Source organism: Streptomyces sp. NPDC056580 (genome assembly GCF_042793175.1).
In the GTDB taxonomy this organism is placed as follows: domain Bacteria; phylum Actinomycetota; class Actinomycetes; order Streptomycetales; family Streptomycetaceae; genus Streptomyces.
Genome location: NZ_JBHTVE010000008.1, coordinates 262,316 through 289,126 on the forward strand (window position 1 = coordinate 262,316; position 26,811 = coordinate 289,126).

The 26,811-nt window shown below is 73.4% G+C and carries 26 protein-coding genes; 18 read left to right on the forward strand and 8 right to left on the reverse strand.

The genetic code is table 11. The annotated features are described in order from the left end of the window. Nucleotides 1-311: 311 nt before the first annotated feature. On the forward strand, nucleotides 312-908 hold the full coding sequence (locus tag ACFQ9Z_RS20000; RefSeq protein ID WP_383019358.1) for a suppressor of fused domain protein: 597 nt from the start codon (nucleotides 312-314) through the stop codon (nucleotides 906-908). A 30-nt stretch (nucleotides 909-938) separates the two neighbouring features. Here ACFQ9Z_RS20000 and ACFQ9Z_RS20005 read toward each other — a convergent pair whose 3' ends face one another. Next, entirely contained in the window at nucleotides 939-2,162 is a 1,224-nt protein-coding gene (locus tag ACFQ9Z_RS20005) for an MFS transporter (RefSeq protein WP_383019362.1), read from the reverse strand. Nucleotides 2,163-2,333: 171 nt separating this feature from the next. Here ACFQ9Z_RS20005 and ACFQ9Z_RS20010 point away from each other — a divergent pair, with 171 nt between their 5' ends. From ACFQ9Z_RS20010 to ACFQ9Z_RS20020, 3 genes are all read left to right on the forward strand, one after another. Then, nucleotides 2,334-2,975, forward strand: coding sequence for a DUF6758 family protein (locus tag ACFQ9Z_RS20010; RefSeq protein ID WP_383019366.1), 642 nt, complete (start codon nucleotides 2,334-2,336; stop codon nucleotides 2,973-2,975). 106 nt (nucleotides 2,976-3,081) lie between these two features. Next, nucleotides 3,082-3,939, forward strand: a complete 858-nt coding sequence (locus tag ACFQ9Z_RS20015; RefSeq protein ID WP_383019369.1) for a PHP domain-containing protein — start codon at nucleotides 3,082-3,084, stop codon at nucleotides 3,937-3,939. Between the two features lie 65 nt (nucleotides 3,940-4,004). Then, entirely contained in the window at nucleotides 4,005-4,610 is a 606-nt protein-coding gene (locus tag ACFQ9Z_RS20020; protein ID WP_143627230.1) for a MarC family protein, read from the forward strand. Between the two features lie 46 nt (nucleotides 4,611-4,656). On the opposite strand, the gene ACFQ9Z_RS20025 is transcribed toward ACFQ9Z_RS20020, so the two are convergent. After that, nucleotides 4,657-4,809: a hypothetical protein gene (locus ACFQ9Z_RS20025; protein ID WP_174266095.1), complete on the reverse strand. Its 153-nt coding sequence runs from the start codon at nucleotides 4,807-4,809 to the stop codon at nucleotides 4,657-4,659. Between the two features lie 196 nt (nucleotides 4,810-5,005). On the opposite strand from ACFQ9Z_RS20025, the gene ACFQ9Z_RS20030 reads away from it, so the two are divergent. After that, on the forward strand, nucleotides 5,006-5,911 hold the full coding sequence (locus ACFQ9Z_RS20030) for an NYN domain-containing protein (protein ID WP_383019914.1): 906 nt from the start codon (nucleotides 5,006-5,008) through the stop codon (nucleotides 5,909-5,911). A 165-nt stretch (nucleotides 5,912-6,076) separates the two neighbouring features. On the opposite strand, the gene ACFQ9Z_RS20035 is transcribed toward ACFQ9Z_RS20030, so the two are convergent. Together ACFQ9Z_RS20035 and ACFQ9Z_RS20040 are read right to left on the reverse strand one after the other, a co-directional pair. Further along, nucleotides 6,077-6,964: an alpha/beta fold hydrolase gene (locus ACFQ9Z_RS20035; RefSeq protein WP_383019375.1), complete on the reverse strand. Its 888-nt coding sequence runs from the start codon at nucleotides 6,962-6,964 to the stop codon at nucleotides 6,077-6,079. Between the two features lie 155 nt (nucleotides 6,965-7,119). Next, a complete protein-coding gene (locus ACFQ9Z_RS20040; RefSeq protein ID WP_383019378.1) occupies nucleotides 7,120-9,585 on the reverse strand; it encodes a DEAD/DEAH box helicase in 2,466 nt (821 codons plus the stop codon). Nucleotides 9,586-10,090: 505 nt separating this feature from the next. Between ACFQ9Z_RS20040 and ACFQ9Z_RS20045 the strand changes: the two genes are divergently transcribed. Next, nucleotides 10,091-10,837, forward strand: coding sequence for a ferritin-like fold-containing protein (locus ACFQ9Z_RS20045; RefSeq protein WP_383019381.1), 747 nt, complete (start codon nucleotides 10,091-10,093; stop codon nucleotides 10,835-10,837). A 49-nt stretch (nucleotides 10,838-10,886) separates the two neighbouring features. Here ACFQ9Z_RS20045 and ACFQ9Z_RS20050 read toward each other — a convergent pair whose 3' ends face one another. The 4 genes from ACFQ9Z_RS20050 to ACFQ9Z_RS20065 all read right to left on the reverse strand — a co-directional run bounded on the left by ACFQ9Z_RS20050 (nucleotide 10,887) and on the right by ACFQ9Z_RS20065 (nucleotide 12,783). Continuing rightward, nucleotides 10,887-11,159 (reverse strand): hypothetical protein, encoded by a 273-nt coding sequence (locus ACFQ9Z_RS20050; protein WP_143627222.1) that lies wholly within the window; start codon nucleotides 11,157-11,159, stop codon nucleotides 10,887-10,889. A gap of 217 nt (nucleotides 11,160-11,376) precedes the next feature. Beyond that, nucleotides 11,377-11,604 (reverse strand): DUF3107 domain-containing protein, encoded by a 228-nt coding sequence (locus tag ACFQ9Z_RS20055; protein WP_360660534.1) that lies wholly within the window; start codon nucleotides 11,602-11,604, stop codon nucleotides 11,377-11,379. A gap of 133 nt (nucleotides 11,605-11,737) precedes the next feature. Further along, nucleotides 11,738-12,379 (reverse strand): TetR/AcrR family transcriptional regulator, encoded by a 642-nt coding sequence (locus tag ACFQ9Z_RS20060; protein WP_383019388.1) that lies wholly within the window; start codon nucleotides 12,377-12,379, stop codon nucleotides 11,738-11,740. 167 nt (nucleotides 12,380-12,546) lie between these two features. Beyond that, nucleotides 12,547-12,783, reverse strand: coding sequence for a hypothetical protein (locus ACFQ9Z_RS20065; protein ID WP_383019391.1), 237 nt, complete (start codon nucleotides 12,781-12,783; stop codon nucleotides 12,547-12,549). Between the two features lie 256 nt (nucleotides 12,784-13,039). On the opposite strand from ACFQ9Z_RS20065, the gene ACFQ9Z_RS20070 reads away from it, so the two are divergent. From ACFQ9Z_RS20070 to ACFQ9Z_RS20125, 12 genes are all read left to right on the forward strand, one after another. Beyond that, on the forward strand, nucleotides 13,040-14,029 hold the full coding sequence (locus ACFQ9Z_RS20070; protein WP_383019395.1) for an alpha/beta fold hydrolase: 990 nt from the start codon (nucleotides 13,040-13,042) through the stop codon (nucleotides 14,027-14,029). A 6-nt stretch (nucleotides 14,030-14,035) separates the two neighbouring features. After that, nucleotides 14,036-15,508, forward strand: a complete 1,473-nt coding sequence (locus ACFQ9Z_RS20075) for a DUF3152 domain-containing protein (RefSeq protein WP_383019399.1) — start codon at nucleotides 14,036-14,038, stop codon at nucleotides 15,506-15,508. A 56-nt stretch (nucleotides 15,509-15,564) separates the two neighbouring features. After that, a complete protein-coding gene (locus ACFQ9Z_RS20080) occupies nucleotides 15,565-15,660 on the forward strand; it encodes an Ms4533A family Cys-rich leader peptide (RefSeq protein WP_383019402.1) in 96 nt (31 codons plus the stop codon). A gap of 180 nt (nucleotides 15,661-15,840) precedes the next feature. After that, nucleotides 15,841-17,559, forward strand: coding sequence for an ABC transporter substrate-binding protein (locus ACFQ9Z_RS20085; RefSeq protein ID WP_383019405.1), 1,719 nt, complete (start codon nucleotides 15,841-15,843; stop codon nucleotides 17,557-17,559). Nucleotides 17,560-17,563: 4 nt separating this feature from the next. Next, entirely contained in the window at nucleotides 17,564-18,607 is a 1,044-nt protein-coding gene (locus tag ACFQ9Z_RS20090) for an ABC transporter permease (protein ID WP_383019409.1), read from the forward strand. After that, on the forward strand, nucleotides 18,604-19,602 hold the full coding sequence (locus ACFQ9Z_RS20095; protein WP_383019413.1) for an ABC transporter permease: 999 nt from the start codon (nucleotides 18,604-18,606) through the stop codon (nucleotides 19,600-19,602). Before ACFQ9Z_RS20090 ends, ACFQ9Z_RS20095 begins: the two co-directional genes overlap by 4 nt. After that, on the forward strand, nucleotides 19,599-21,191 hold the full coding sequence (locus ACFQ9Z_RS20100; RefSeq protein ID WP_383019417.1) for a dipeptide ABC transporter ATP-binding protein: 1,593 nt from the start codon (nucleotides 19,599-19,601) through the stop codon (nucleotides 21,189-21,191). Before ACFQ9Z_RS20095 ends, ACFQ9Z_RS20100 begins: the two co-directional genes overlap by 4 nt. Nucleotides 21,192-21,393: 202 nt before the next feature. Further along, the gene (locus tag ACFQ9Z_RS20105; RefSeq protein WP_383019420.1) at nucleotides 21,394-23,109 is read left to right on the forward strand and encodes a DUF3492 domain-containing protein; all 1,716 of its coding nucleotides are present in this window, start codon (nucleotides 21,394-21,396) and stop codon (nucleotides 23,107-23,109) included. 437 nt (nucleotides 23,110-23,546) lie between these two features. After that, complete coding sequence (locus tag ACFQ9Z_RS20110) at nucleotides 23,547-24,836, forward strand: hypothetical protein (protein ID WP_383019917.1); 1,290 nt, start codon at nucleotides 23,547-23,549, stop codon at nucleotides 24,834-24,836. Beyond that, a complete protein-coding gene (locus tag ACFQ9Z_RS20115; RefSeq protein WP_383019423.1) occupies nucleotides 24,833-24,970 on the forward strand; it encodes a hypothetical protein in 138 nt (45 codons plus the stop codon). Before ACFQ9Z_RS20110 ends, ACFQ9Z_RS20115 begins: the two co-directional genes overlap by 4 nt. A gap of 94 nt (nucleotides 24,971-25,064) precedes the next feature. Next, the gene (locus ACFQ9Z_RS20120; RefSeq protein WP_143627199.1) at nucleotides 25,065-26,024 is read left to right on the forward strand and encodes an NAD(P)-dependent oxidoreductase; all 960 of its coding nucleotides are present in this window, start codon (nucleotides 25,065-25,067) and stop codon (nucleotides 26,022-26,024) included. Beyond that, nucleotides 26,012-26,761, forward strand: a complete 750-nt coding sequence (locus ACFQ9Z_RS20125) for a spherulation-specific family 4 protein (protein WP_383019428.1) — start codon at nucleotides 26,012-26,014, stop codon at nucleotides 26,759-26,761. The genes ACFQ9Z_RS20120 and ACFQ9Z_RS20125 overlap by 13 nt, the downstream gene beginning before the upstream one ends. Nucleotides 26,762-26,811 lie beyond the last annotated feature (50 nt).

Sequence of the window (26,811 nt, forward strand, 5' to 3'; positions counted from 1 at the left end):
ACTGATTCAGGTCAGGTCAGACAGATCAGGCAAGGCGAGACGAAGTGCTCTTCCGAACGACGACGCGAAAGGGAAGGCGGCGGCCAGCCGGGAACTACATCAGCAGCCGGAAGAGCGAGTGGTACTGCACGGTCGACTTCGATCCATGACAGCCCCACCTCCTCCGGCCGGTCCCTCGTAAGGGAGTCTCAGCGTCGGGACTCGATAGCGACGCTTCTGCGTGCTGCCCCGAACCACCGGCTCAGCGTAGCAGCAGCCCGTGGTGTCAAGGTGCAGCTTTGCCCGGTGCTGACGAGTTCTATGCTCACCGCATGGTTGATGTTCTTCCTCTGGTAGAGGCACGGTTGAACACCGCGCTGGGCGAACCGGACGCGCGCGCCGCGGTCACCTTTCTCGGTACGGACCGCATCGAGGTGCTCCGGTTCCACGAGGGGGACGTGGTCCGCTACGCCACGCTCGGCATGTCCGCCCACCCCATGACCGACCCCACGGCGGTGCTCGCCGACCCCGTCAGGGGCCCGCGCGCCGAGCTGGTGCTGTCGGTCCGCGCCGGTCTCGCCGACACCGACAAGGTGCTCCGCCCGCTCGCCGTGCTCGCCGCGTCCCCGCAGGTGGAAGGTGTGGTGGTGGCTCCGGGCGCGTCCCTGGACGTCGGCGGACCGCTGTGGCCCGGCGCCCCCTTCAGCTCCGTCCTGGTGGGCGAGCCGGGCGGACTCGTCGAGGATCTGGCGCTGGACGACCCGATGGAGCCGGTGCGGTTCCTGCCGCTGCTGCCGATGACCCCCAACGAGGCCGCCTGGAAACGGGTCCACGGCGCCCAGGCCCTCCAGGAGCGCTGGCTGGCGAGCGGGACGGACCTGCGGGATCCCGCCCGCAGGTCCGCCCCGCTGGATGCCGCACCCGAGTGAGCAAGGTCACCAACGCCCGCTCCTGGGCGGTCAGTTGGCGAAGACGCCGACACCGTCCTCGGAGGCGTGCCGGGGCTCAAGCTCCTCCGCCTCGTGGGTGAGGGCCCGGCGCCGTACGAGGACCACGGCCGCGCCGAGCACGGCGGTGACCGCCGCGACCACGAACGGGATGTGGATGTCGGTCCACTCCTCGATCTTCGGCGCGAAGTAGGGCGCGGCGGCGGCCGCGAACCAGCGGACGAAGTTGTAGCCCGCGCTCGCCACCGGGCGCGGCGCGTCCGACACGCCGAGGGCCAGTTCGGTGTAGACGGTGTTGTTCACGCCGATGAAGGCGCCGGACAGGATCGTGCAGACGACGGCGGTGCTGTGGTCGCCGTAGCCGAGCACCAGCACGTCCGCCGCGAGCAGCACCAGCGAGCCGCCGAGCACCTTCAGCGAACCGAACCGCGCCTGCATGCGCGGGGCCACGATCACCGAGAAGACCGCCAGCAGCACGCCCCAGGCGAAGAACACCGCGCCGGAGCGGTACGGGGTCATGTTCAGCACGAACGGCGTGAAGGCCAGCACCGTGAAGAACGTGTAGTTGTAGAAGAACGCCGAGACGGCCGCCGAGGCCAGGCCGCCGTGGCCGAGCGCCTTGACCGGGTCCAGTATCGAGGTCTTCCGGGCGGGCTTCGGCTGCTCCTTCAGGAACGCCGTGATGCACAGGAAGCCGATCGCCATCAGCGTGGCCGTGCCGAAGAAGGGGTAGCGCCAGCTGATGTTGCCGAGCAGTGCGCCGAGCAGCGGGCCGCACGCCATGCCGAGCCCGAGGGCGGACTCGTAGAGCAGGATCGCCGCCGCGCTGCCCCCGGCCGCCGCGCCGACGATCACCGCGAGGGCGGTGGAGACGAACAGCGCGTTGCCGAGGCCCCAGCCCGCCCGGAAGCCGACGAGCTGGCCGACCGAGCCGGAGGTGCCGGCCAGGGCCGCGAAGACGATCACGAACGCGAGGCCGAGCAGCAGGGTCTTGCGGCCGCCGATGCGGCTGGAGACGAAGCCGGTCAGCAGCATCGCCACCGCGGTGATCAGGAAGTAGGAGGTGAAGAGCAGGGACACCTGGCTGGGTGTGGCGTGCAGGCCCTGCGCGATGGACGGCAGGATCGGGTCGACCAGGCCGATGCCCATGAAGGCGACGACGGAGGCGCCGGCCGTGGCCCACACCGCCTTGGGCTGTCGCAGGATGCCGCCGGCTCCCGCGTCGAAGGAGTCCATGTGCTTCTCCCGTCCCGGTTACAGATAGTTGGTTTATGCACATAGTAAGTTAGCAGGGCTAATTAATGCAAGATGCATCTAGTTCTGCCTGGTGGGGCGGGCCGTGCGGCTTCCGCCCGGACGGGTGATCGTCCTTGACGCGGGCCGGTCGGGGTAGGACCGTGGAGCCCTATGAGGGGCGAACCCAGTTGCCCGAAGTGTGGTGGCCGGGTCAGGGCTCCCGGCCTCTTCGCCGATTCCTGGCAGTGCGAAGCACACGGGACGGTGTATCCGCTGCAGCCCGTGATCCCGCCCAGCGTCGAGGCGCTCAACGTGGTCGTGCACCGCACGCAGGTCCCGGTGTGGATGCCGTGGCCGCTGCCGGTCGGATGGCTGTTCACGGGCGTGGCCTACGCCGGGGACGACCGCAGCGGCGGCCGTGCCACCGCCGTGGCGTGCACCGGCCCAGGCCCGCTGGGCGGCGTGGGCGAGCTGATCCTCGTCGCCGAGGAGCTCGGCGTCGGCCTCGGCGCGCGGTACGCCGGCCTCGGGGGCCCGGACCCGGGCCCGTACATGAACGTCGAGAAGCCGCCCCAGGCCAAGGTGCTGGCCGCCGGCCGCCCCACCCCGCTCTGGCATGTCTCCGGCGGTCCCGACGACCGCGCGGTCTTCGCCGGCGAGGCGCTCGGGCTGTGGCTGTGGGCGGTGGTGTGGCCGGAGCAGTCCGGCCTGCTGATGTACGACGAACTGGTGCTGGCGGACCTGCGGGACGCGGGCGCCGAGATAGACCTGGTGCCGTGCGGCGCGCTGTCGCCGAGGCTGCTGGAACCCTGAGTGCCGGCTGTAGGGGGCGCCCTGGGGGTGCGGGTGTGACAGGGCATCCTGTTCCGGCCGCTATCCTTGGGTGTCCCCTTCCGTCCCGTCACCGCCTGGAGCAGCCGTGCGCATCGACCTGCACTGTCACTCCACGGCCTCCGACGGCACGGACACCCCGGCCGGACTGGTGCGCAACGCCGCCGCGGCCGGTCTGGACGTCGTCGCGCTGACCGACCACGACACCACCCGCGGGCACGCCGAGGCGATCGCCGCGCTGCCCGAGGGCCTGACCCTGGTCACCGGGGCCGAGCTGTCCTGCCGGGTCGACGGCGTCTCCATGCACATGCTGGCCTACCTCTTCGACCCCGAGGAGCCCGCTCTGCTCGCCGAGCGCGAGCTGGTCCGGGACGACCGGGTGCCGCGGGCCCGGGCCATGGTCGCCAAGCTCGACGAGCTGGGCGTGCCGGTCACCTGGGAGCAGGTGGAGCGGATCGCCGCCGGCGGTTCCGTGGGGCGGCCGCACGTCGCCACCGCGCTGGTCGAGCTGGGCGTCGTGCCCACCGTCGGTGACGCGTTCACCGGGGAGTGGCTCGCCGACGGCGGCCGGGCCTTCGTGGAGAAGCACGAGACCGACCCCTTCGAGGTGATCCGGCTGGTCAAGGGCGCGGGCGGGGTGACCGTGTTCGCGCACCCGGCCGCCGCCAAGCGCGGCCGTACGGTGCCGGAGCCGGTGATCGCCGAGATGGCGGCGGCGGGACTGGACGGCATCGAGGTCGACCACATGGACCACGACGCCGACGCGCGGGCCCGGCTGCGCGGCCTCGCCGGTGAGCTGGGGCTGCTGGTCACGGGGTCCTCGGACTACCACGGCAGCCGCAAGACCGTCTCGCTGGGCGCGTACACGACGGACCCCGAGGTCTACGGCGAGATCACCCGGCGGGCCACGGGCGCGTTCCCGGTGCCGGGGACCGGCGGAGCCTGAGGCGGCCTGCCCGCCTCGCCCGATCCCCCCGTACCGCTCACTTCAGCAAGGCCTGTAGCACCACCATGTTCGACCTCGCCGTCTTCGGCTCCCTGTTCCTGACCCTCTTCGTCATCATGGATCCCCCGGGGATCACCCCGATCTTCCTCGCCCTGACCGCCGGCCGTCCGGCCAAGGTGCAGAAGCGCATGGCCTTCCAGGCCGTGTGCGTGGCGGGCGGGGTCATCGCCACCTTCGGCGTCCTGGGCCACCAGATCCTCGACTACCTGCACGTCTCCGTCCCCGCGCTGATGATCGCGGGCGGTCTGCTGCTCCTGCTGATCGCGCTGGACCTGCTCACCGGAAAGACCGACGAGCCGAAGCAGACCAAGGACGTGAACGTCGCCCTGGTGCCGCTGGGCATGCCGCTGCTGGCGGGGCCCGGCGCCATCGTGTCCGTCATCCTCGCCGTGCAGAAGGCCGGGAGCGTCGCCACGCAGGTGTCGGTGTGGGCCGCGATCCTCGCGATCCACGTCGTGCTGTGGCTGGTGATGCGTTACTCGCTGCTGATCATCCGGGTCATCAAGGACGGCGGCGTGGTCCTGGTGACGCGGCTCGCGGGCATGATGCTCTCCGCGATCGCGGTGCAGCAGATCATCAACGGGGTCACTCAGGTGATCCGGGGGAGCTGAGAAGCGGGCCTCGGCTCCCCCGGAAAGCTTGAGTGAGCGCCGGGTGTTACGAGGCCGGGCTCTCGGCCGGACGGATCCAGAGGCGCTGTCCTACGGCGGCGGCCTGCTGAACGATCCGGTTGACGGAGGCGGCGTCCACGACGGTGCTGTCCACGGTGGTGCCGTCGACCTCGTCGAGTCGCATGATTTCGAAGCGCACGGGCTTCTCCCTTCGTCTGGTCATCCTCCTGCGGAGAACTACTGGTGTGACGTGCTGTCGTAGGTATCCAACGGGCTGCGTGTTACAAACATTCCCTACGCTAAATAAATTTTTCGAACGTCTAATTACTGACCGGTAAGCGGCGTCCGTGAGACTGACCGAGAGCGGTTGTGTTCGCAGCGTGATCGCCGGGACAATGGACGTGATGAACGACGACCTGGCGGCCCTCGCCGCCCGCATCGACCACACCAACGAGCTGCTGCAGCGCATGCTCGTCGAGGTGGCGAAGACGCCCTCGACCCACGCGATCTTCGTCGACGCGGGATACCTCTACGCGGCCGCGGGCCGGCTCGTCGCCGGGACGGAGGACCGGCGCGCCTTCGACCTGGACGCCGAGGGCCTGATCGACGCCCTCATCGACAGGGCCCGCACGATCTTCGCCGACAGCCGGCTGCTGCGCGTCTACTGGTACGACGGCGCCCGCCGCCGCATCCACACCGCCGAGCAGCAGACCATCGCCGAACTGCCCGACGTCAAGGTCCGTCTCGGCAACCTCAACGCCAACAACCAGCAGAAGGGCGTCGACTCACTCATCCGCAGCGACCTGGAGTCACTGGCCCGGCACCGCGCCATCAGCGACGCGGCCCTGCTCGGCGGCGACGAGGACCTGGTGTCGGCGGTGGAGGCGGCCCAGGGCTACGGCGCCCGCGTCCACCTGTGGGGCATCGAGGCCGCCGAGGGCCGCAACCAGGCCGAGCCGCTGCTCTGGGAGGTCGACAGCCAGCGCACCCTGGACCTGGAGTTCTTCAAGCCCTACGTCTCCCGGCGCACGGCCGCCGCCTTCGAGCCCGCCGCCGGGACCCGGCCCACCCGTGAGGACGTCCGCTTCGTCGGCGCCCAGATCGCGGCCAAGTGGCTCTCCGCCCGCGGCCGCGAGGCGCTGGTCGAGCTGCTGCCCGGCCACCCCTACCTGCCCGGCTCCGTCGACCAGGACCTGCTGGTGGAGGCCGAGGGCATGCTCCAGTACTCCCTGCGCGGCCAGGCCGACCTGCGCCGCGCCCTGCGGGACGGCTTCTGGGAGCACCTGCGGACGCAGTACTGAGGCGGTCTGGCGGCCCACCCGCTGGTCATGGTCAGCCTGGGGGCCCCGCCGGTCATGGTCAGCCTGGCGGTCCGCCTCGCGTTGGTCAGCCTGGCGGTCCGCCTCCAACTGGTCAGCCTGGCGCGCGGGAGGCGGGTGTTCAGTCGGCGGGCGCTGGTCGGGTGCTCAGCCGGCGGGCGCGGGGTGGGCGTCCCAGAAGTCGGCGAGCGCCCGGGCCGTGGCGAACGGCTGGTCGGTGTTGGGCGAGTGCTCGGCACCCGCCACGACCGTCCGCCGGGCTCCCAGCCGTTGCGCCATGCCGTCGAGCAGCGCCAGCGGCCAGGTGTCGTCCAGTTCTCCGGACAGCACGTGGAACGGCAGTGCCACGGCGGCGAGTTCGGCGACCCGGTCCGGCTCGGTGCACAACTGCCGCCCGGTGGCGATGAGCTGGGCGGGCTTGTTGCCCAGCCAGCGGCGTCGTAGGTCGGTCCGGTTGCCGAGGCCGTCGGCCGGCCCGCCGGTGGCGGTCTCCTCGGGCGCCTCCATGGCCTGCATCGCGTCCCACACCTCGGCCATCGTCATCACCGCGAGCGCGTCCCGCAGCAGCTTCACTCGCTGCCGCTGGGAAGCCGAGATCTGCGCCGGCCCCGAGGCCATCAGGGTGAGCGAGGCGAAGGGGGAGCGGTCGAGCAGCACGGCCGCGCGCGAGACCTGCCCGCCCAGCGAGTGTCCCAGCAGATGCACCGGCGCCGTCCCGAGCGCCGCCGCCTGTGCGAGCACGTCCCGGGCCAGCTCCTGCTGGGCGTAGGCGTCCTCGTCGTGCTCGGGCCCGTCCGACTCGAACTGCCCGCGCCCGTCCACGGCCACGGTCCGGTACCCGCGCCGGGCCAGCGGCACGTGGAGCGGGTTGAAGTCCTCCTTGCTGCCGGTGAATCCCGGCAGCAGCAGCGCGACGCCCCTGGGCTCGACCCCGTCGGCGACGGGCGCGTCCACCACGGCGAACTCCCCGCGTGTGGTGCGCAGGTGGTACGTGCGGGCGCCGGCGGGCGGGACGAAGGTGGCAGGCCTGCTCATGAGGAAGAGGTTATCCGGCGTGGCGGTGCGGCGGGTGACGGGCCGTGCACGGGGCGGAGGCGGGGCCGGAACGCCGATGGCCCGGCCCACGGAAGGTGGGCCGGGCCATCGGCGTGGTGCCGTGCCGTCGTCCGGCTGGTGTGCCGGGGTGCGGGTCAGGCTTCGGGCGTCTCCACGGACGCCGCCGCCTTACGGGTACGGCGGGCCTTCGGAGCCGCCTCGGCGGCCTCGGCGGCGGGCGCCGTCGCCTTGCGGGTGGTCCGGCGGCGCGGCTTGGCCTCCGGCCCCTCGGTGGCCTGCGCCGGGATCTCCGGGACCGCCGCCTCGGCGACGGCCTTACGGGTCCGGCGCGCCTTGGGCGCGGCCACCTCGGCCCCGTCCACGGCGGCCTCGGCGGCAGCGGCGGTCTTGCGGGTCCGGCGCGGCTTGGCCTCGGCCTCGGCCTCAGAGGCCTCGACGGTCTCCGGGGCGGCGGCTGCCTTCTTGCGGGTGCGGCGGGGCTTGGCCTCGGCGGCTTCCGCGGTGTCGACGGCGGCCTCGGCGGCAGCGGCGGTCTTGCGGGTCCGGCGCGGCTTGGCCTCGGCCTCGGCCTCAGAGGCCTCGACGGTCTCCGGGGCGGCGGCTGCCTTCTTGCGAGTGCGGCGGGGCTTGGCCTCCGTGGCTTCCGCGGTGTCGACGGCGGCCTCGGCGGCAGCGGCGGTCTTGCGGGTCCGGCGCGGCTTGGCCTCGGCCTCGGTCTCGGGGGCCTCGACGGCCTCCGGGGCGGCGGCTGCCTTCTTGCGAGTGCGGCGGGGCTTGGCCTCCGTGGCTTCCGCGGTGTCGACGGCGGCCTCGGCGGCAGCGGCGGTGTCCACGGCGGCCTCGGCGGCCGGTTCGGCCGTCTTGCGGGTCCGGCGGCGCGGCTTCGGCTCGGCGGCCTCGACCACGGCCTCGGGCGCTGCCGTCACGGGCGCCGGGTCGGCCACGATCGCGGGCGCCTCGGTCACGGGCGCCTCGGCCGGCTGGGCCTCGGCGGCCTGGGCAGGCTTGCGCGTACGGCGGCGGCGCGGCTTCTCCGGGGCGTCCAGGACGGCCGGGCCCTCCGCCGTGTCCACCGAAAGCACGGCGGCCGTCTCGGCAGCGGGCGACTCGACGGCGGCCGTCTCGACGGTCGCCTGCGCGGCGCTCGTCACCGGCTCGGCCGCGGCTCCGCCGCGGGTGCGGCGACGGCGGCGCGGGGTGCGGGTCGCCGCGGGCTCCTCGGCGGCGGTGCCGGACCCGGTAGCCGGCGCGGGAGCGGTGGTGCCGTCCAGCGCGGCTCCGCCGCGGGTGCGGCGACGGCGGCGCGGGGTGCTGCGGGCCGGGCGCTCACGCTCGGCCGTGGGGGCGGCGCCGGACTCGGGTCGGCCACCACGGCCGCCCCGGACACGGCCGCGCGCACCGCGGCCACCGGTCTCGCCCAGGTCCTCGAGCTCCTCCGCGTCGAGCCCGGCGCGGGTCCGCTCCGAGCGCGGCAGTATGCCCTTGGTGCCCGCGGGGATGCCGAGCTCGGAGAACAGGTGCGGGGACGTGGAGTACGTCTCCACCGGGTCGCCGAAGCCCAGGTCCAGCGCCTTGTTGATGAGCTGCCAGCGCGGGATGTCGTCCCAGTCGACGAACGTGATCGCCGTGCCCTTGGCGCCCGCGCGGCCGGTGCGGCCGACGCGGTGCAGGTAGGTCTTCTCGTCCTCGGGGGACTGGTAGTTGATGACGTGGGTCACGCCCTCGACGTCGATGCCGCGGGCGGCGACGTCGGTGCAGACGAGGACGTCGACCTTGCCGTTGCGGAAGGCGCGCAGGGCCTGCTCGCGGGCGCCCTGGCCGAGGTCGCCGTGGACCGCGCCGGAGGCGAAGCCGCGCCGCTCGAGCTGCTCGGAGATGTCGGCGGCGGTGCGCTTGGTGCGGCAGAAGATCATCACGAGTCCGCGGCCTTCGGCCTGCAGGATGCGGGAGACCATCTCCGGCTTGTCCATGGAGTGCGCGCGGTAGACGAACTGCTTGATGTTGGCGACCGTCGCGCCCTCGTCGTCCGGCGCGGTGGCGCGGATGTGGGTGGGCTGCGACATGTAGCGCCGCGCGAGACCGATGACCGCGCCCGGCATGGTGGCCGAGAACAGCATGGTCTGGCGCTTGGCCGGGAGCATGTCGATGATCTTCTCGACGTCGGGCAGGAAGCCCAGGTCGAGCATCTCGTCGGCCTCGTCGAGGACCAGGCACTTGACGTGCTTCAGGTTCAGCTTCTTCTGGCCCGCCAGGTCGAGCAGCCGGCCCGGGGTGCCGACGACCACGTCGACGCCCTTCTTCAGGGCCTCGACCTGGGGCTCGTAGGCCCGGCCGCCGTAGATCGCGGTGACGCGCACGTTGCGCACCTTGCCCGCGGTCAGCAGGTCGTTGGTGACCTGCTGGCACAGCTCGCGCGTCGGGACGACGACCAGTGCCTGCGGGGCCTCGGTCAGTGCCTCGGGGGCGGCGCGGCCGGCCTCGACGTCGGCGGGGACCGTCACCCGCTCCAGGAGCGGGAGGCCGAAGCCCAGCGTCTTGCCGGTGCCGGTCTTGGCCTGGCCGATGACGTCCGTGCCGGAAAGGGCGACGGGAAGCGTCATCTCCTGGATGGGGAAGGGGGTGATGATGCCGACGGCCTCCAGGGCCTCGGCCGTCTCGGGAAGGATTCCGAGGTCTCGAAAGGTGGTAGTCAGGGTGCTGCCTCTTCTGTGTGGCGCGGCGCGAGGCGAGCGCGGGGGTCTTGACGGACCGTGCCGGGGACGTCGGTTGCCATACGGGCGAACCACTCGGGGCCAGCCGTAAAGCACGGGACCTCTGCCGACGCTCTAGCGCTCGTACCGCTGAGGGTGTCCCTCCGGTCGTCGTACGTATGTTCCGTACGGCCGGGGAGGGCTGTCGGGTCGGAGCCGATCGGGCCACCGACCGGGCATCCTCATGCGTGCGGCCTGTCGGGACACGTCGAACATCATCGACGCACTCAGCCAGGCGCATTACCACCATACCCCGGATTCGCGCACATGCGATGGCCGATTTGCTCACGTAGTCGTGGTCACAGTCGTCGGCCGGGGGCTTCCGGGGCGGGGCGAGCGGACTATTGTGCGCCTCATGACTAGCTCTGACAAGCCTGAGAACGCGCCCGCCGCCGATGCCGGACGCACCGGCGTCGCCGCCCAGGACTGGGCGCGGGCCGCAGCCGACCCGCAGTACCGCGCCGCGGTCGTGGACCTGCTCGGAGCGCTCGCGTACGGCGAGCTCGCGGCGTTCGAGCGGCTCGCGGAGGACGCCAAGCTGGCGCCGACGCTCTCGGACAAGGCGGAGCTGGCGAAGATGGCCTCGGCCGAGTTCCACCACTTCGAGCGGCTCCGCGACCGGCTGACCGAGATCGGTCAGGAGCCGACCGCCGCGATGGAGCCGTTCGTCGCCGCCCTGGACGGCTTCCACCGGCAGACCGCGCCCTCCGACTGGCTGGAGGGCCTGGTGAAGGCGTACGTCGGCGACTCGATCGCCAGCGACTTCTACCGGGAGGTCGCGGCCCGTCTGGACTCCGACACGCGCGAGCTGGTCCTCGCGGTCCTCGACGACACCGGGCACGCCGGCTTCGCGGTGGAGAAGGTGCGTGCGGCGATCGACGCCGATCCGCGCGTGGGCGGCCGATTGGCGCTGTGGGCCCGGCGGCTGATGGGTGAGGCGCTGTCGCAGTCGCAGCGGGTGGTCGCCGACCGGGACGCGCTGTCCACGATGCTCGTGGGCGGTGTGGCCGACGGCTTCGACCTCGCCGAGGTGGGCCGGATGTTCTCCCGCATCACCGAGGCGCACACCAAGCGGATGGCCGCACTGGGCCTCGCGGCCTGATCCCCGGCGTTCGGGGGGCGCGGTGCGCGCCCCCCGGCGGCGTCGCCCGCTACGCCGGGATCGATCGTCGGCGCAGCCGGCGGCCGGCCGGGCGGAGGAGCAGCGACAGGGAGGCCGCCGAGACCACCGCGGCGCCCAGCAGGCTCAGCAGGGCCGTGCCGGGACCGAGCGCGCTGTGGGTGACGAAGTCGCCGAACAGGGCGCCGGCGACGCCCGTCGCGAAGACCAGGGGTGGGGCGGGCAGACGGTGCGCCAGGCGCTGTGTCGCCGCCCAGGCGAGGAGCAGACCGACCATCGCGGATCCGAGTGCTTCCAGGATCATGTCTTGGGTCCCTCCCACGGCCGGCCGGTGCTTCACGGTCGTAGCCCGTCCTACCCGTGACCTGCGGAGTGCAACCCTCCCCTGTGGACGACTCGTGCGCCAACTGTGTGCGGGTGCCACGGACCCGGCGACGGCACGGACACCTCAGGCACGGGCGCCGAAAGACGGAAGGGGCCCGGCGGCGCCATGCCGCCGGGCCCCTTCCGTCGAACGGGACCTACAGCGTGCCGAAGCCGACCTTGCGGACGGTCGGCTCGCCGATCTCCACGTACGCCAGGCGGTCCGCCGGCACCAGGACCTTGCGGCCCTTCTCATCCTCGAGGCTGAGCAGGGGCGCCTTGCCGGCCAGGGCCTCGGACACCAGGCGCTCGACCTCGGCGACGCTCTGACCGCTCTCCAGAACGATCTCGCGGGGCGCGTGCTGCACGCCGATCTTGACCTCCACGGCTATGTCCCTCCGACGGTCAGTGCTGTGCGCGATCTTCCGCGCCGTACCAGCACACATTAGCCCGGTGAGGGGACGTACACGCTGCGGGCCGGAACGCCATCAGCGAACACCGCGGGGGAAGAGACGAGCGTCAGTGGTGGTCCATGCCGTGCAGCGGGAAGCCGGCGATGCCCCGCCACGCCAGCGAGGTCAGCAGCTGCACCGCCTGGTCGCGCGGCACGGTGCGATCGCTGTGCAGCCAGGAGCGCGCCACCACCTGGGCCAGCCCGCCCAGACCGGAGGCGAGCAGCATCGACTCCGCGCGCGAGAGGCCGGTGTCCTCGGCGATGACGTCGCAGATGGCCTCGGCGCAGTCGTTGGTGACCTTGTCGACGCGCTCGCGCACCGCGGGCTCGTTCGTCAGGTCGGACTCGAAGACCAGTCGGAAGGCGCCGCCGTCGTCCTCGACGTAGGCGAAGTAGGCGTCCATGGTGGCGCGGACGCGCTGCTTGTTGTCGGTCGTCGACGCCAGCGCGTTGCGCACCGACTGGATCAGCGCCTCGCAGTGCTGGTCCAGCAGCGCGAGGTAGAGGTCCAGCTTGCCCGGGAAGTGCTGGTAGAGCACCGGCTTGCTGACGCCGGCCCGCTCGGCGATGTCGTCCATCGCCGCGGCGTGGTAGCCCTGCGCGACGAAGACCTCCTGGGCGGCGCCCAGCAGCTGGTTCCGTCGGGCTCGGCGTGGCAGACGTGTGCCACGTGGGCGTGCCGCCTCAGTTTGCTCGATGGCTGTCACGCCGCCTCCCAAAGTCGTCCACGTGCGGTGTAGGCCGCGCGGCCATCGTACTTTTCGGTAACCGTGCTGTGCGCGGTGCGAGCGCAGAATTTCACGTACCGGACGGCGATGAAAGCGGTCGGCGCCCCCTGGCGCGGCCGAACGGACCCCGTGGGACGGCGACGGGGTCAGCGATAGTCGTCCTCGTCGAGCGACACGACGCGCCTCTGCTCGATGAGATCGGCCTCGTTGCCGCGGGTCGGGTCCACGTCCGTGAGCGGTTCGTCGCGCTCCGGGGCGATGTCCGCGTGCTGCTCGGCGGCGTCCCCCTCGGGGGCCTCGACGTCGATCTCGGGGGCGCTGTCGTCCTCCTGGTCCTCGATCGCGTCGGGCTCGATGGGGTCCTCGATGGAGTCGTGGGTCATGGTGGGCTCCCTTCCTACGAACGTCCCTGGAACCAGCAGGGGCCACATGCGGGTGCCCTGTGTCAGAGCCTAGGAGACACCGCGTCGCGGTGCCATGCCGTGGACGCCCGTCGCCCCTGCGGTCGCGCGGCTCCCGGGCGGGGCGTCGCCCCGTCCGGTCCGCGCCGGGTTCCCGGTCCTGCCCCCGTCATGGCGGGCCCTCCTCTGTGACGGCGAACACATGAGCCGCTATGTGATCGTCTCGTAACATTGGCGCATGTCTTCGACCGAGTCGCCGTCCGTTCCGGCCGCAAGTGTCCTTCCCAGGGTCGCGCCCGTCCGGGTCGGCGAGGGCGAGCGGCTGAGGTCGGTGGGGCTCCCGGGGGTCACCCTTTCGGTGCGTTCGCGGCCGCCCGCGCGTGAGGGGCTGCCGCCCGCGTTCTTCGTCCACGGGCTCGGCGGTTCCTCGCAGAACTGGTCGGCGCTGATGGCCGAGCTGGACGGCGACGTGGACGGCGAGGCGGTCGACCTGCCCGGCTTCGGCGACTCCCCGCCCCCGGACGACGGCGACTACTCCATCACCGGGCACGCGCGCGCGGTCATCCGCTGTCTCGACGCCGTCGGCCGCGGCCCGGTGCACCTTTTCGGCAACTCCCTCGGCGGCGCGGTCGCCACGCGCGTGGCCGCCGTACGGCCGGATCTCGTCCGGACGCTCACCCTTGTGTCGCCCGCCCTGCCCGAGCTGCGGATCCAGCGGACCGCGGTGCCGACGGGGCTGCTGGGCGTCCCCGGCATCGCCGCGCTGTTCACCCGGCTCACCCGGGAGTGGACGCCCGAGCAGCGGGTGCGCGGCGTCATGGCGCTCTGCTACGGCGACCCGGCACGCGTGTCCGCCGAGGCGTTCGGGCACGCCGTCGAGGAACTGGAGCGGCGGCTGCAACTGCCCTATTTCTGGGACGCGATGGCACGCTCCGCGCGCGGTATCGTCAACGCCTACACCCTGGGCGGTCAGCACGGGCTGTGGCGCCAGGCCGAGCGCGTCCTCGCCCCGACCCTGCTGATCTACGGCGGCCGCGACCAGCTCGTCGGCTTCCGCATGGCCCGCAAGGCGGCCCGCTCCTTCCGCGACTCGCGTCTGCTGTCGCTGCCGGAGGCGGGGCACGTGGCGATGATGGAGTACCCGGAGGTGGTCGCGGGGGCGTTCCGGGAACTCCTCGCGCAGGCCGCGACACCGGACGGCGATTCCGCCGAGGACACGGAGAGCTGAGGGCTGGTGGGACGCCACAGTCGCCGAGGACCGGCCGCCAAGGCCGGCTCCACGGACATAAACGAACAGGGAGAGGCGCGGGGCGCGGCCCCAGGGGCCGGACGCGAGGTCCGGCTGCCCGGGCAGCGGCAGTTCCCGGGCGGCCCGGCCGCCCAGGAGGCGGCACAGCGCCCGGCGCAGGGGGCGCCCGGCTTCCCGGCCGGCACGCCTGGTCGCGGGGCGCCGCGACCGCCGGACGGCACGCCCGCTCAAGGGGTGCCCCGGCTGCCCGACGGCACCCCCGCACAGGGGGTGCCGCGGTTCGGCGGCGGTGCCTCCCGGGCCCGTGGCGGGCATCCCGAGCAGCGTGAGGCCGGGGGCGGCTGGGGTGAGGTCAGGGGTGCGGCCGACGGCGGCGCCGGGGCCGGCGCCGGGTCCCCGACGGGGTCGGCAGCGGCTTCGGGCGCCCGGAAGGGTGCGGGCGGCGGGCCCGGTACGGCCCTGCCGAGGCAGCGCCGGCGGCAGGGCGGCCCCCGGCAGGAGTACCTCGACGCCTTCGCCGAGGACATCGACGTCTTCGAGTCCGGCCCCGGCCGCCGCGCCGCACCCGGCGGTGGACAGGACGGCCCCGACCCGGAACCGGCGGCTACGGGCGCCGGGTCCGGGTCGGGCGGCGACGGGCCCGAGGCCACCGTGCCCGCTCAGCGCCCCGGCGGCAGGAGCCGGGCCTTCACCGGCATCGCGGCCGCGGCCGTGACCACCGCCCTGGCGATCGTCGTCGCCGGTCAGGTCGCCGACAGCCCTGACGGCAGCGGCGTGCGGGCGCGGACCGCCACCGGCCGGGCGGACGGCGCCCAGGCCGCCGGCGCGGCCCCGTCCACCGCGCCGAGCGTGGCGGCGCTCACCTACGACCAGAAGATGGCCCGCACGTACCCGCTCAGCGCCGACCTGCGGGGGTCCGGGAAGTTCGACGCGGTCCCGGGCCTCGACAGGGCGCCCGGCAGGGGCCAGAAGTACACCTACCGGGTGGACGTCGAGCAGGGACTCGGCCTGGACGGCGCGCTGTTCGCCGAGGCAGTGCAGAAGACGCTGAACGACGACCGCAGTTGGGCCCATGACGGCGCCCGTACCTTCGAGCGGGTCTCCTCCGGCAAGCCGGACTTCGTGATCACGCTCGCCAGTCCGGGCACCACCGCCAAGTGGTGTGCCAAGTCGGGCCTGGACACCACCGAGGACAACGTCTCCTGCGACTCGGCGTCCACCGAACGCGTGATGATCAACGCCTACCGGTGGGCCCAGGGCAGTGTCACCTACGGGGACAAAATCCACGCATACCGGCAAATGCTGATCAATCACGAAGTCGGCCACCGGCTCGGCCATGGTCATGTGACCTGCGACAAGGACGGCGAACTCGCTCCGGTCATGCAGCAGCAGACCAAGTTCCTCGATCACGACGGAATCCACTGCCGACCCAACCCCTGGCCGTATCCGAGGAGTTGACAGGCGGCGCTTATGTCAGATTGACATGAGTCGCAAGTTCGTTCATATTTCTCGGCATGTCGTCCCGTCACACCGCCTCGCGCAGCGCAGCCATCGAGCTGGCGCTGTTCGGTGTGACCGCGCTCTGCGTGGCCGACATCCACTGTCGCTGACGCCGCCTCCCTGGCGTTCGCGTCGCGACTCATCTCCCTCATTCCGTCCGTGACCGTGTCACGGGTGTCTTCGACGACCCGACGCCGGGGCCGACGTCTGCCCGCAGCCGTCTCACTCCTCGTCCATCTGTCTCACTTGTCGAGAAATCCTCGATTCAGCCCCGAGAGGTCGTCATTCCGATGCGTCAACCGTCCGTCATAGCGCGCCGCGTGGCAGCGGCATCCGTCAGCCTGGTCGTGGCAGCGGGCGCCGCCGCCTGCGGCCCGGAGGACAACGATGCCAAGGGCCCGGCCGGCGACTCCGCGCCGCACAAGGGCGGCACGCTCACGGTGCTGAACTCCAACCCGCAGCAGGACTTCGACCCCGCCCGCCTTTACACCTCCGGCGGCGGCAACGTCCCCTCGCTCGTCTTCCGCACCCTCACCACCCGCAACCGCGAGAACGGCGCGGCCGGCGCCGAGGTCGTCCCCGACCTCGCCACCGACACCGGGCGCCCCAGCAAGAACGCGACCGTGTGGACGTACACCCTGCGCAAGGGCCTGAAGTACGAGGACGGCACCCCGATCACTTCCGCCGACGTCAAGTACGGCATCGAGCGCTCCTTCGCGCCCGAGCTGTCGGGCGGCGCGCCCTACCTGCGGGACTGGCTGGCCGGCGCCGCCGACTATCAGGGCCCGTACAAGGACAAGAAGGGCCTGTCCGCGATCGAGACGCCGGACGAGCGGACCATCGTCTTCCACCTGAACAAGCCCGAGGGCGAGTTCCCCTACCTGGCCACCCAGACCCAGTTCACGCCCGTGCCCGAGGCCAAGGACACGGGCACGAAGTACGAGCAGCACCCGGTCTCGTCCGGCCCCTACAAGGTCGTCAGCAACGAGAACGACGGCGAGCACCTCGTCCTGAAGCGCAACCCGTACTGGTCCACGGCCGTCGACGCCGAGCGCAAGGCCTACCCGGACACCGTCGACGTCCGCTCCGGCCTGGACTCCTCCGTGATCAACCAGCGGCTGTCCGCCTCCCAGGGAGCGGACGCCGCCGCGGTCACCACGGACACCAACCTCGGCCCGGCCGAGCTCGCCAAGGTCACCGGCGACAAGGCGCTGGCCGCACGGGTCGGCACCGGCCACTTCGGCTACACGAACTACATCGCCTTCAACCCGAAGGCGAAGCCGTTCGACGACCCGAAGGTCCGGCAGGCGATCGCCTACGCCGTCGACCGCTCGTCCGTGGTCAACGCGGCCGGCGGCAGCGCGCTCGCCGAGCCCGCCACCACCTTCCTGCCCGACCAGAAGTCCTTCGGCTACACGCCCTACGACCCGTTCCCGGCGGGCAAGTCCGGCAACGCGGCCAAGGCCAGGGAACTGCTGGCGCAGGCCGGCCACAAGAACGGTCTCACCGTCACGCTGACCCACTCGAACAGCAAGGACTTCGAGACCAGCCCCGAGATCGCGACCGCGATCCAGGACGCGCTGAAGAAGGCCGGCATCACGGTCAAGCTGCAGGGCCTGGAGGAGAACGACTACGCGGACAAGATCCACAACGTGAAGACCGAGCCGGGCTTCTTCCTCGCCCACTGGGGTGCCGACTGGCCCTCCGGCGGTCCTTTCCTCGCCCCGATCTTCGACGGCCGGCAGATCGTCAAGGACGGCGCGAACTTCAACACGGGCCTGCTCGACGACAAGTCGGTCAATGCCGAGATCGACGCGATCAACAAGCTGACCGACCTCGACGCGGCCGCCGAGCGGTGGGGCGCGCTGGACAAGAAGATCGGCGAGCAGGCCCTCGTGGTGCCGCTGTTCCACCCGGTCTACAAGCGCCTGTACGGCCAGGACGTCAGGAACATCGTCATCAGCGACTGGACCGGCGTGCTCGACATCTCCCAGGTCGCGGTGAAGTAAGGCCGTGAGCGAGGCACTCGTCGCCACCCAGGCCCCCGGGACGGACACCACCGTCCCGGGGGCCTCGGGGGCCCGTCAGTTCTGGCGGCGGCTGCGGGCGCAGCGCGCCGCCCTGGTCGCCGCGGCCGTCGTGGCGCTGCTCGTCCTGGTCGCGCTCGCCGCGCCGCTGCTCACCGCCCTTGAGGGCCAGGACCCCACCACCTACCACCCCTCCCTGATCGACTCCGCCCGCGGGGGCGTGCCCATCGGCTCGTTCGGCGGCGCCGGCGGCGGCCACTGGCTGGGCGTCGAGCCGCAGACCGGCCGCGACCTGTTCGCCCGGCTGGTGTACGGGGCGCGGGTCTCGCTGGGCGTCGCGCTGGCCGCGACCGTGATCCAGGTGACCCTCGGCGTGCTGATCGGCGTCGCCTCGGCGCTCGGCAGCCGGTTCATTGATCAACTGTTGAGCCGGATCACCGACATCATCATCGCCCTGCCGCTGATGATCATGGCCCTCGCGCTGCTCGCCATCGTCCCGACGAGCTTTCCGCGGCCCGTCCTGGTCACCTTCGTGATCGGCCTGATCGCCTGGGGCAACATCGCCAAGATCACACGCGCGCAGACGTTCACCCTCAAGGGGCTCGACCATGTGGCCGCCGCCCGGCTCAGCGGCTGGGGCACCTGGCGGATCGCCCGCCGCGAGCTGCTGCCCGGGCTCGCCGCGCCCGTCATCACGTACGCCGCGCTGCTCGTGCCCATCAACATCTCGATCGAGGCGGCCCTGTCCTTCCTCGGCGTGGGCGTCAAGCCGCCGACGCCGTCCTGGGGACAGATGCTCACCGCCGCCGACGTCTGGTACCAGGCGGCGCCCCAGTACCTGCTGCTGCCCGCCGGGGCCCTCTTCGTCACCGTCGTCGCGCTGACCGTCCTCGGCGACGGCGTGCGCACCGCCCTCGACCCGCGCGCGGCCTCCCGGCTGCGGGTCGGCACCGGCGCCAAGGGCGAGGGCCGGGCGGCCGGGGGGACTGCGGCCGGCGCGGCCGGGACCGGAAAGGAGGACGCCGCATGAGCGGGTTCGGCGGTTTCGTACTGCGCCGCGCCGTCGGCGCCCTGATCACCCTGCTCGCCATCTCGGTGATCATCTACGTCGTCTTCTACGTCACCCCCGGCAACGTCGCCCAGATCAGCTGCGGCCCGCGCTGCTCGCCCGCCCAGGTCCACCAGGTCGCCCAGCAGCTCCACCTCGACGACCCCCTGTACCTGCGCTACTGGCACTTCCTGCGGGGCATCGTCGCCGGCCAGGACTACTCGACCGGCACCTCGGTGGCCCACTGCCCGGCGCCCTGCCTCGGGCTCTCCTACCAGAGCGACCGGCAGGTGACGGACGTCATCCTGGCCAAGCTCCCGGTCAGCCTGTCGCTGGTGTCCGGCGCGATGGTGATCTGGCTCGTCCTGGGCGTCGGCACCGGGGTGCTCTCCGCCTGGCGGCGCGGCCGGTTCACCGAGCGGGCGCTGACCGCCGTCACCCTCGCCGGCACGGCCACGCCCGTCTTCGTCATCGGCCTGGTCCTGATGATCGTGGTCTGCGGGGAGCTGCGCCTCCTGCCCTTCCCGCAGTACGTGAAGCTCACCGACGATCCCGAGCAGTGGGCGTGGAACCTGCTGCTGCCCTGGCTCTCGCTCGCCCTCATCGAGGCCGCGGCGTTCGCGCGCCTGACCCGGGCGGCCATGCTGGAGACCCTCGCCGAGGACCACGTACGGACGTTCCGCGCGTACGGGGTCGCCGAGCGCTCGGTGGTCGGGCGGCACGCCCTGCGCGGCGCGCTCGCGCCGGTCATCGCGCTGAACGCCAACAACTTCGGCGGGGCCGTCGGTGGCGCCGTCCTCACCGAGACCCTCTTCGGGCTCCCCGGCATCGGACAGGAACTTGTCCACGCGGTCAAGGTGGTCGACCTGCCGGTCGTCGTCGGCATGGTCCTGGTCATCGGCTTCTTCGTGGTCATCGCCAACGCCGTCGCGGACGTCCTGTACGCGGTGGCCGACCGACGGGTGGTACTCGCATGAGCCTGGTCGAGGTCAAGGACCTGACCGTGGAGTTCGGGACCGTGCGCGCCGTGGACGGACTCTCCTTCCGGCTGGCGCGCGGCGAGGCCCTCGCGCTGGTCGGCGAATCCGGTTCCGGCAAGTCCACCGTCGCCGGCGCCCTGCTCGGTCTGCACCGGGGCACCGGGGCCCGGGTCGGCGGTTCGGTCCGCGTCGCGGGCACGGACGTGCGGCGGGCCTCGGACGAGGAACTGCGCCGGCTGCGCGGCGCCAAGGCGGCCATGGTCTTCCAGGACCCGCTGTCCTCGCTCGACCCGTACTACGCGATCGGCGACCAGATCGCCGAGGTCCACCGCGTGCACGCGCGCGTGTCGCGCCGCGCCGCACGCGCGCGTGCCGTCGAGGTGCTGGACCGGGTCGGCATCCCGGACGCCGCACGGCGGTCCCGCTCCCGCCCGCACGAGTTCAGCGGCGGCATGCGCCAGCGCGCCCTGATCGCCATGGCGCTCGCCTGCGAGCCGGACCTGCTGATCGCCGACGAGCCCACCACCGCCCTCGACGTCACCGTCCAGGCCCAGATCCTCGACCTGCTGCACACGCTGCGCGAGGAGACCGGCATGGGCCTGCTGCTCGTCACCCATGACGTCGGGGTCGCCGCCGAGAGCGTCGACGAGGTGCTGGTCATGAGGCACGGCAGGGCCGTCGAACACGGCCCCGTCGGCACGGTCCTGGCGGCGCCCGGGCAGGCGTACACCCGCGAGCTGCTCGACGCCGTACCCCGCGTGGACGCGCCGCGGGCCGCCTCACCGGCGGCCGGGGAGGCCGTGCTGGAGGCCACCGGCCTGCGGCGCGAGTTCGGGCGCGGCAAACGCGCGTTCCCGGCCGTGGAGGACGTCTCGCTGACCGTCCGCCGGGGCGAGACCCTGGGCGTCGTGGGGGAGAGCGGCAGCGGCAAGACGACGCTGGGCCGCATGCTGGTCGGGCTGCTGGAGCCGACCGCCGGCGCCATCCATTACGCGGGACGCCCGCACACCGGCGTGGACCCGTCCGTCCAGATGGTCTTCCAGGATCCCGTCTCCTCCCTCAACCCCCGCCGCAGCGTGGGCGAGTCCATCGCGGACCCGCTCCGCGCGCGGGGAGAGCGGGACGAGCGGAGCATCCGGGCGCGGGTGGGCGAACTGCTGGAGCGCGTGGGGCTGGAGGCGGCGCACTACGACCGCTACCCGCACGAGTTCAGCGGCGGCCAGCGCCAGCGCGTGGGCATCGCCCGGGCGCTCGCCGCCGACCCGCGCGTCATCGTCCTGGACGAGCCGGTCTCCGCGCTCGACGTCACCACGCAGGCCCAGGTGGTCGCGCTCCTCGGCGAGCTGCAGCGGGAACTCGGCCTCGCGCTCGTGTTCATCGCGCACGACCTCGCCGTGGTCCGCCAGGTCAGCGACCGGGTCGCGGTGATGCGCCACGGCCGGATCGTCGAGTACGGGCCCGTGGACGAGGTGTACGACGCCCCGCGCGAGCCGTATACGAAGCAGCTCCTTGCCGCCGTGCCCGCGCTCGACCCGCGGCTGGCGGCCGAGCGGCGGGCGGCCCGGCGGGAGCTGGCCGCCGCGTAACGCCTCCCGCGCGGACGATCACCTTCCGCAGTCATAGCGCGACAGAACGCGACCCGCACCGGAAAGTCACGCCCGTTCACCCCTTCTGGTGGCGCGATGGACAACCGTCCGTCGCGCCACCGCCTTGTCCGCATACGTTCGTGCCGCTGCGAGCCGCCGGGACGAAGGCGGCTTCCCACTCACGGAGATCGGGGGTGCACACGTGCGCATCGGACTGCTTACAGAGAGTGGCTACCCGGATGTGGGCGGTGACGCCGGGCTCTGGTGCGACCGGCTCGTGCGCGGGCTCGCCCAGCACGAGTTCGACGTCTACGCGCTCAGCCGCGGCCGGTCGCAGCGGGACGCCGGCCGGTTCCCGCTCCCGCCGCAGGTCGGCCGGGTGCGCACGGCTCCGCCTTGGACGGCCGAGGGCGACGGTGTCACCCACGGCCGGCGCGCGCGCCGGCGCTTCACCGAGTGCTACGGGGAAATGGTCGAGGCTCTCGGCAGCGGGCCGGGCGCCGCCTCCGGCCAAGCCGCCGAGACCCGGCCCGCGCACCAGGCGGACCGTTTCGGCAGCGCGCTGTACGGCCTCGCCGAACTCGCCCGCGACGAAGGCGGACTGGTCGGCGCCCTCCGCTCCGACACCGCCCTGCGCACGCTGGAGCGCGCCTGCCGCGCCCCCGGTGCGCCGCGCACGGCGCGCGAGGCGCGCGTGGCCGACCTGCTCACCGTCACCGCCCACCTCGAACAGGCCCTGCGCCCCCTCTCGCTCGACTGGTACCGCGACGACGGCCTCGGCGCCGCCGACCTCTGCCACGCCACCGCCGGCGGCGCGACCGCCCTGCCCGGGCTCATCGCCCGGCACCTGTGCGAAGTGCCCCTCCTGGTCACCGAGTACGGCGTACCGCTCCGTTCGCACTACCTCACCCTCGGCCCCGACGACGCCGCCCCCGCCGTACGCACCCTGCTCGCCGCCTTCCACGGCCTGCTGGCCGCCGAGGTCTACCGGCGCGCCACCCTCCTCACACCCGGCAACGCGCACGCCCGCCGCTGGCAGGAACGCTGCGGCGCCGACCGCGCCCGGATCCGCACTGTGCACCCCGGCATGGACGCCTCCCGCTTCAGCGAGGCCGGCGAGTCCCCGGACCGCGCCGAACCGCACACGCTGGGCTGGGTGGGACGCGTCGAACCCGGCAAGGACCTCGTGTCGCTGCTGCACGCCTTCGCCGAGGTCCGCAAGGAGGAACCGAGGGCCCGGCTGCGGATCGTCGGCACGCCCGTGGGCGCGGAGGGCGAGGCCTACCTGGGCCACTGCCGGGTGCTCGCCGCGCAGCTCTTCCCGGACGAGGCCGAGGGCGTGCACGCGGTCGGCGAAAACCCGGTCTCCTTCGAGGAGATCGGCGGTCCCGAGGCGCCGACCCTGCCCGACGCGTACGCGGGCAGTGCCGTGGTCGTCCTCTCCAGCGTCGTGGAAGGCTTCCCGAACACCCTGGTGGAGGCCATGTTCAGCGGCCGCGCCACGGTGTCCACCGATGTCGGCGCGGTGGTGGAGGTCATCGGCGGCACCGGCCTCGTCGTACCGCCGCGCAACCCCCGGGCGTTCGCCGAGGCGTGCGTGGCGCTGCTGCGCGACCCCGAGCGCCGTGAACGCCTCGGGGCCGCCGCACGCGCCCGCGCGCTCGAACTGTTCACCGTCGAGCAGAACATCGCGGCGTTCAACGGGATCTACCTGGAGATCGTCTCGCACCACCCGGTGCGCCGGGTGGTCCTCGGCGACACCGGCGACCCGCTGCCGTTCGCCGCACCGGCCGAAACCCATGTCCCCGTCCACTGGACCGGCCCCACGGCCCGGGAACGCACCCGAGAGGCGCCCGCCCGGCCACCCGGCGACCCGGTCCGCGCGACTTCGGGCGCGGCGTCGGAGGGGGCCCTGTGAGGGACGGCGAATGCGGCGTCCCGCCCGGCACCGGCGGGGCGGAGAGCGCCCACGACGACGCGGAGGCCGAACACGAGCCCGAGGGCACGGGGGCGCTGCGCGGTACGGGGACGCGGAGGGGAACGGACGTGCTCAGCGGCGCTGATGCGCTCGGCGGTGCCGATGTGCGTGGCGCTACCGACGTGCGCCGCGCCGGCGATGTGCCTCGCGGTACTCACGTGCTCCCCGGTGCCGATGTGCTCGCCGGTACGGATGCGCTGTGCCGAACGGATGCGCTCCGCCGCGCCGATGCCGTCAGCGGCACGGAACCGAGGGGTGCTGGCGGCCTGAGCGGGGCGGAGGAGCCGGACGGCGCCGAGGAGCCGGACGGCCAGGCGGTGAGCGGTGCGCGCGCGCCGTACGCCTCGGACCGGCCCGGCGGGCTCGACCGCGCCGGGATGCCGGCCGGCGGTACGGCCTGGGACGGGCGGTCGCGGGGATGGCTCACGGGCGCCGTGGCGCACGCCGGAGCGGCCGCGGCGGGGCACGCGGACGCGGGAGTCGCCGGTTCAGGCGCCGGGGGACCGGCGCACCCGGCCCCCGCGGACGCCGGCGCCGGGTCCGGCGGAAGCCGCACGGTCCCGGTCCGGCGCGGAACCGCCGACCCCGTCAAGACCCTGCTGCACCGTCACCGGGAGCTGTGCGAACGGGCCGTGGACCCGCTGGAGATCGCCGCCGGGCTGGAGGCGCACGGCGTCACCGACCGGACGGCCGCCCGGTTCCGGCACCGCGACGTCTTCTCGCTCGCCGAGGAGCTGTACGCGCGCGTGCCCCGCGACGGCGCGCCGCACCCCCGCCCCGTGCCGGGGCGGGGCCCCCGCGTCCGGGCCGGCTGGGTCCTGCTCACCCTCCTGCCCGGAGCGCTCACCGCGGCCGCCCTGGCCGGACTGCGCCTCACCCACGGCCACTTCCGCCCGCTGACGGCCGCCGCGGGCCTCCTCGCCCTGGCCGCGGCGGCACGCGCCGCCCTGCGCCACGGCCCCCTCGCCGCAGGACCCGGCGCCGTCCCCTGGCGCACGGCGGCCGGCACCCGTGCGTGGACGCTCTGGCTGCTCGGGTACGCACTGCTCGGCGACGGACTTCTGGAGGCCGTCGTGGCGGGCGGGCCCGACGCCCTGCCCACCGGCGCCGCCGACGGCCCCTGGCCGATGACCGCGGCGCCCGCCCTGGCGCTCACCCTGGCCTGCGCCCCGGCCGCCTGGTGCGCCCACCTCCTCGCCGCCGGGGCCCGCCGCAGGCTCGCCGGCAGCCGCGGCCTCGAGGACTTCACCAGTGCCGCCCGGCCGCTGCTGGCCGGTGTCCTGGTCCTGTTCCTGGGCGCCCTCACCGGCCTGCTCGCCCTGTGCGGCACGGCCCTGAGGGAGAGCGCGGCCTACCCGCAGGGGGTCGCCCTGGGCGCCCTCCTGCTGCTCGCCCGCCTCCTCGTCGTGCACCGTCGCCGGCACGCCCCCGCGCTCGTGCTCGGGGCCGCCGCGGTCGCCGAGGCGGCGGCGCTCGCCCTGCCGCTGGCCGCCAGGCTGCCAGGCTGCGCCTTCCTGGGCGTGCCCGTCCAGGCCCTGGTGGACACCTGGGGCCCGGCCGCCGTGCCGACGCTCGCCTGCGGCGCGGCCGCGCTGATCCTGCTGGTCCACGCGCTGCGCACCCTCACCCGGGCCTCGGCCCACGCCACGGCGGGAGCGCCCGAATGAAGCTTCCGCCACCGGCCCCGGCCGAGTCCGCCGTCACCCGCCCCGAGGGCGTGGCGGCACCCGGCCACCGCCACGGCGTCCGGCCCCCCACCGCAGGCCACCGCATCACCCCTTCGAAGGAGAAGACCAGATGACCACCTCCCGACACGGAGCGCCCGGAGTGCCCGGAGCGCCCGGCGCGTCCGGAGCCTTGGGAGCCGCCGGAGCGCACGCCCCGGGAGCCGCCCGATGAGGGTCCTGCTGATCGGAGCCAACGGATACATCGGCCGCTTCGTCGCCGACCGCCTGCTCGCCGACCCCGCAGTCCAGCTCACCGCGCTCGGCCGCGGGGACGACGCCGACGTCCGCTTCGACCTCGCCTCGGGCAGCCCCGGAGCGCTCACCCGCTTCCTGGACGCGGTCCATCCCGGAGTGGTCGTCAACTGCGCCGGCGCTACCCGGGGCGGCGCCCGCGACCTCGTCCGGCACAACACCGTCGCCGTCGCCACCGTCTGCGAGGCCCTGCGCCGCAGCGGCTGCGGCGCCCGCCTCGTGCAGGTCGGCTGCGGTTCCGAGTACGGCCCCAGCCAGCCCGGCTCCTCCACCGCCGAGGACGCCGTGCCCCGCCCCGGTGGCCCCTACGGCGTCAGCAAACTCGCCGCCACCGAACTGGTCCTCGGCTCCGGCCTCGACGCGGTCGTGCTCCGTGTCTTCTCACCCGCCGGACCGGGCACCCCGGCGGGCTCCCCGCTCGGCCGGCTCGCCGAGGCGATGCGCCGCGCCATGCAGTCCGGCGACGGCGAACTCAAGCTCGGCGGCCTCGGCGTCCAGCGCGACTTCGTCGACGTCCGCGACGTCGCCCGCGCCGTGCACGCCGCCTCGCTCTCCGCCGCGCAGGGCGTCATCAACATCGGCTCCGGCCGCGCCGTCCGTCTCCGCGACGCCGCGGCCGTCCTCGCCCGGGTCGCCGGATACGGCGGCGCCCTGCACGAACTCGACGCGCCGCCCGGGCCGCTGCGCAGCGCCATCGGCCACCCCCGCGCCGACTCCGAGCACGCCGCCCCGGTCGCCTACCCGTACCCGGACGGCTGCGGGAGCTGGCAGCAGGCCGATGTGCGCACCGCCCGCGACCGGCTCGGCTGGCGCCCCCGGATCAGCCTCGAGGAATCCCTCGCCGACATCTGGATGGAGGCGGCATGCCGCATCTGACCAGTACCACGGCGAGCACCACCGGCACCGGTGTCCGTACCGGGCTCGGCATCCCCGGCTTCGCGCATCCGCTGGTCGCCCCGGCCCAGTGGGCAGAGCTCGCCCGCCCCGGCGCACCCCTCGACTGGGTGGTGCTCAACGTCGCCGCCGGGCCCGGCAGCCGTCCCGACCCGCACTGCCTGGAGGCCGTGGGCCGACTGCGCGACGCGGGCGTGCGGGTCCTCGGTCACCTGGACCTCGCCCACGGCGTCCGTCCCTTCGGCGACCTGCTCTCCGACGCGCACCGCCACCTCGAGTGGTACCGCGTCGACGGCTTCCTGTTCGACCGGTGTCCCACCGGGCGCGGCGCGCTGCCCGAGGTCCGCCGGGCGGTCACCACTCTGCGGGCGATCAGTGACACCGCCCACATCGTCCTGGGCCACGGCAGCCACCCGCACCCGGGTTACGCGGAGAACGCCGACCAGTTGGTGACGTTCTCGGGCGCCTGGCCCGACTACCGCTTCTCGCAGGCCGCCGAGTGGACCGCCGACTACCCGCCGGACCGCTTCTGCCACTTCGTGCACGGCGTGCCGCGCGGTCATCTGGAGGAGGCGCTGCGCATCGCCCGCTGGCAGGGCGCGGGCACGATCTACCTCACCGATCGCACCGCCCGCGGCGGCCGGGCCGACCCCTGGGAGACGATGCCCGGCTACTGGGACGAAATCGTCTCGCGGATCGGAACAGGTGTCTCGGAATGAAGAAGCCCGTGGCAGTGTTACAGGGAGAACAACCGTAGTGATCGACCGAC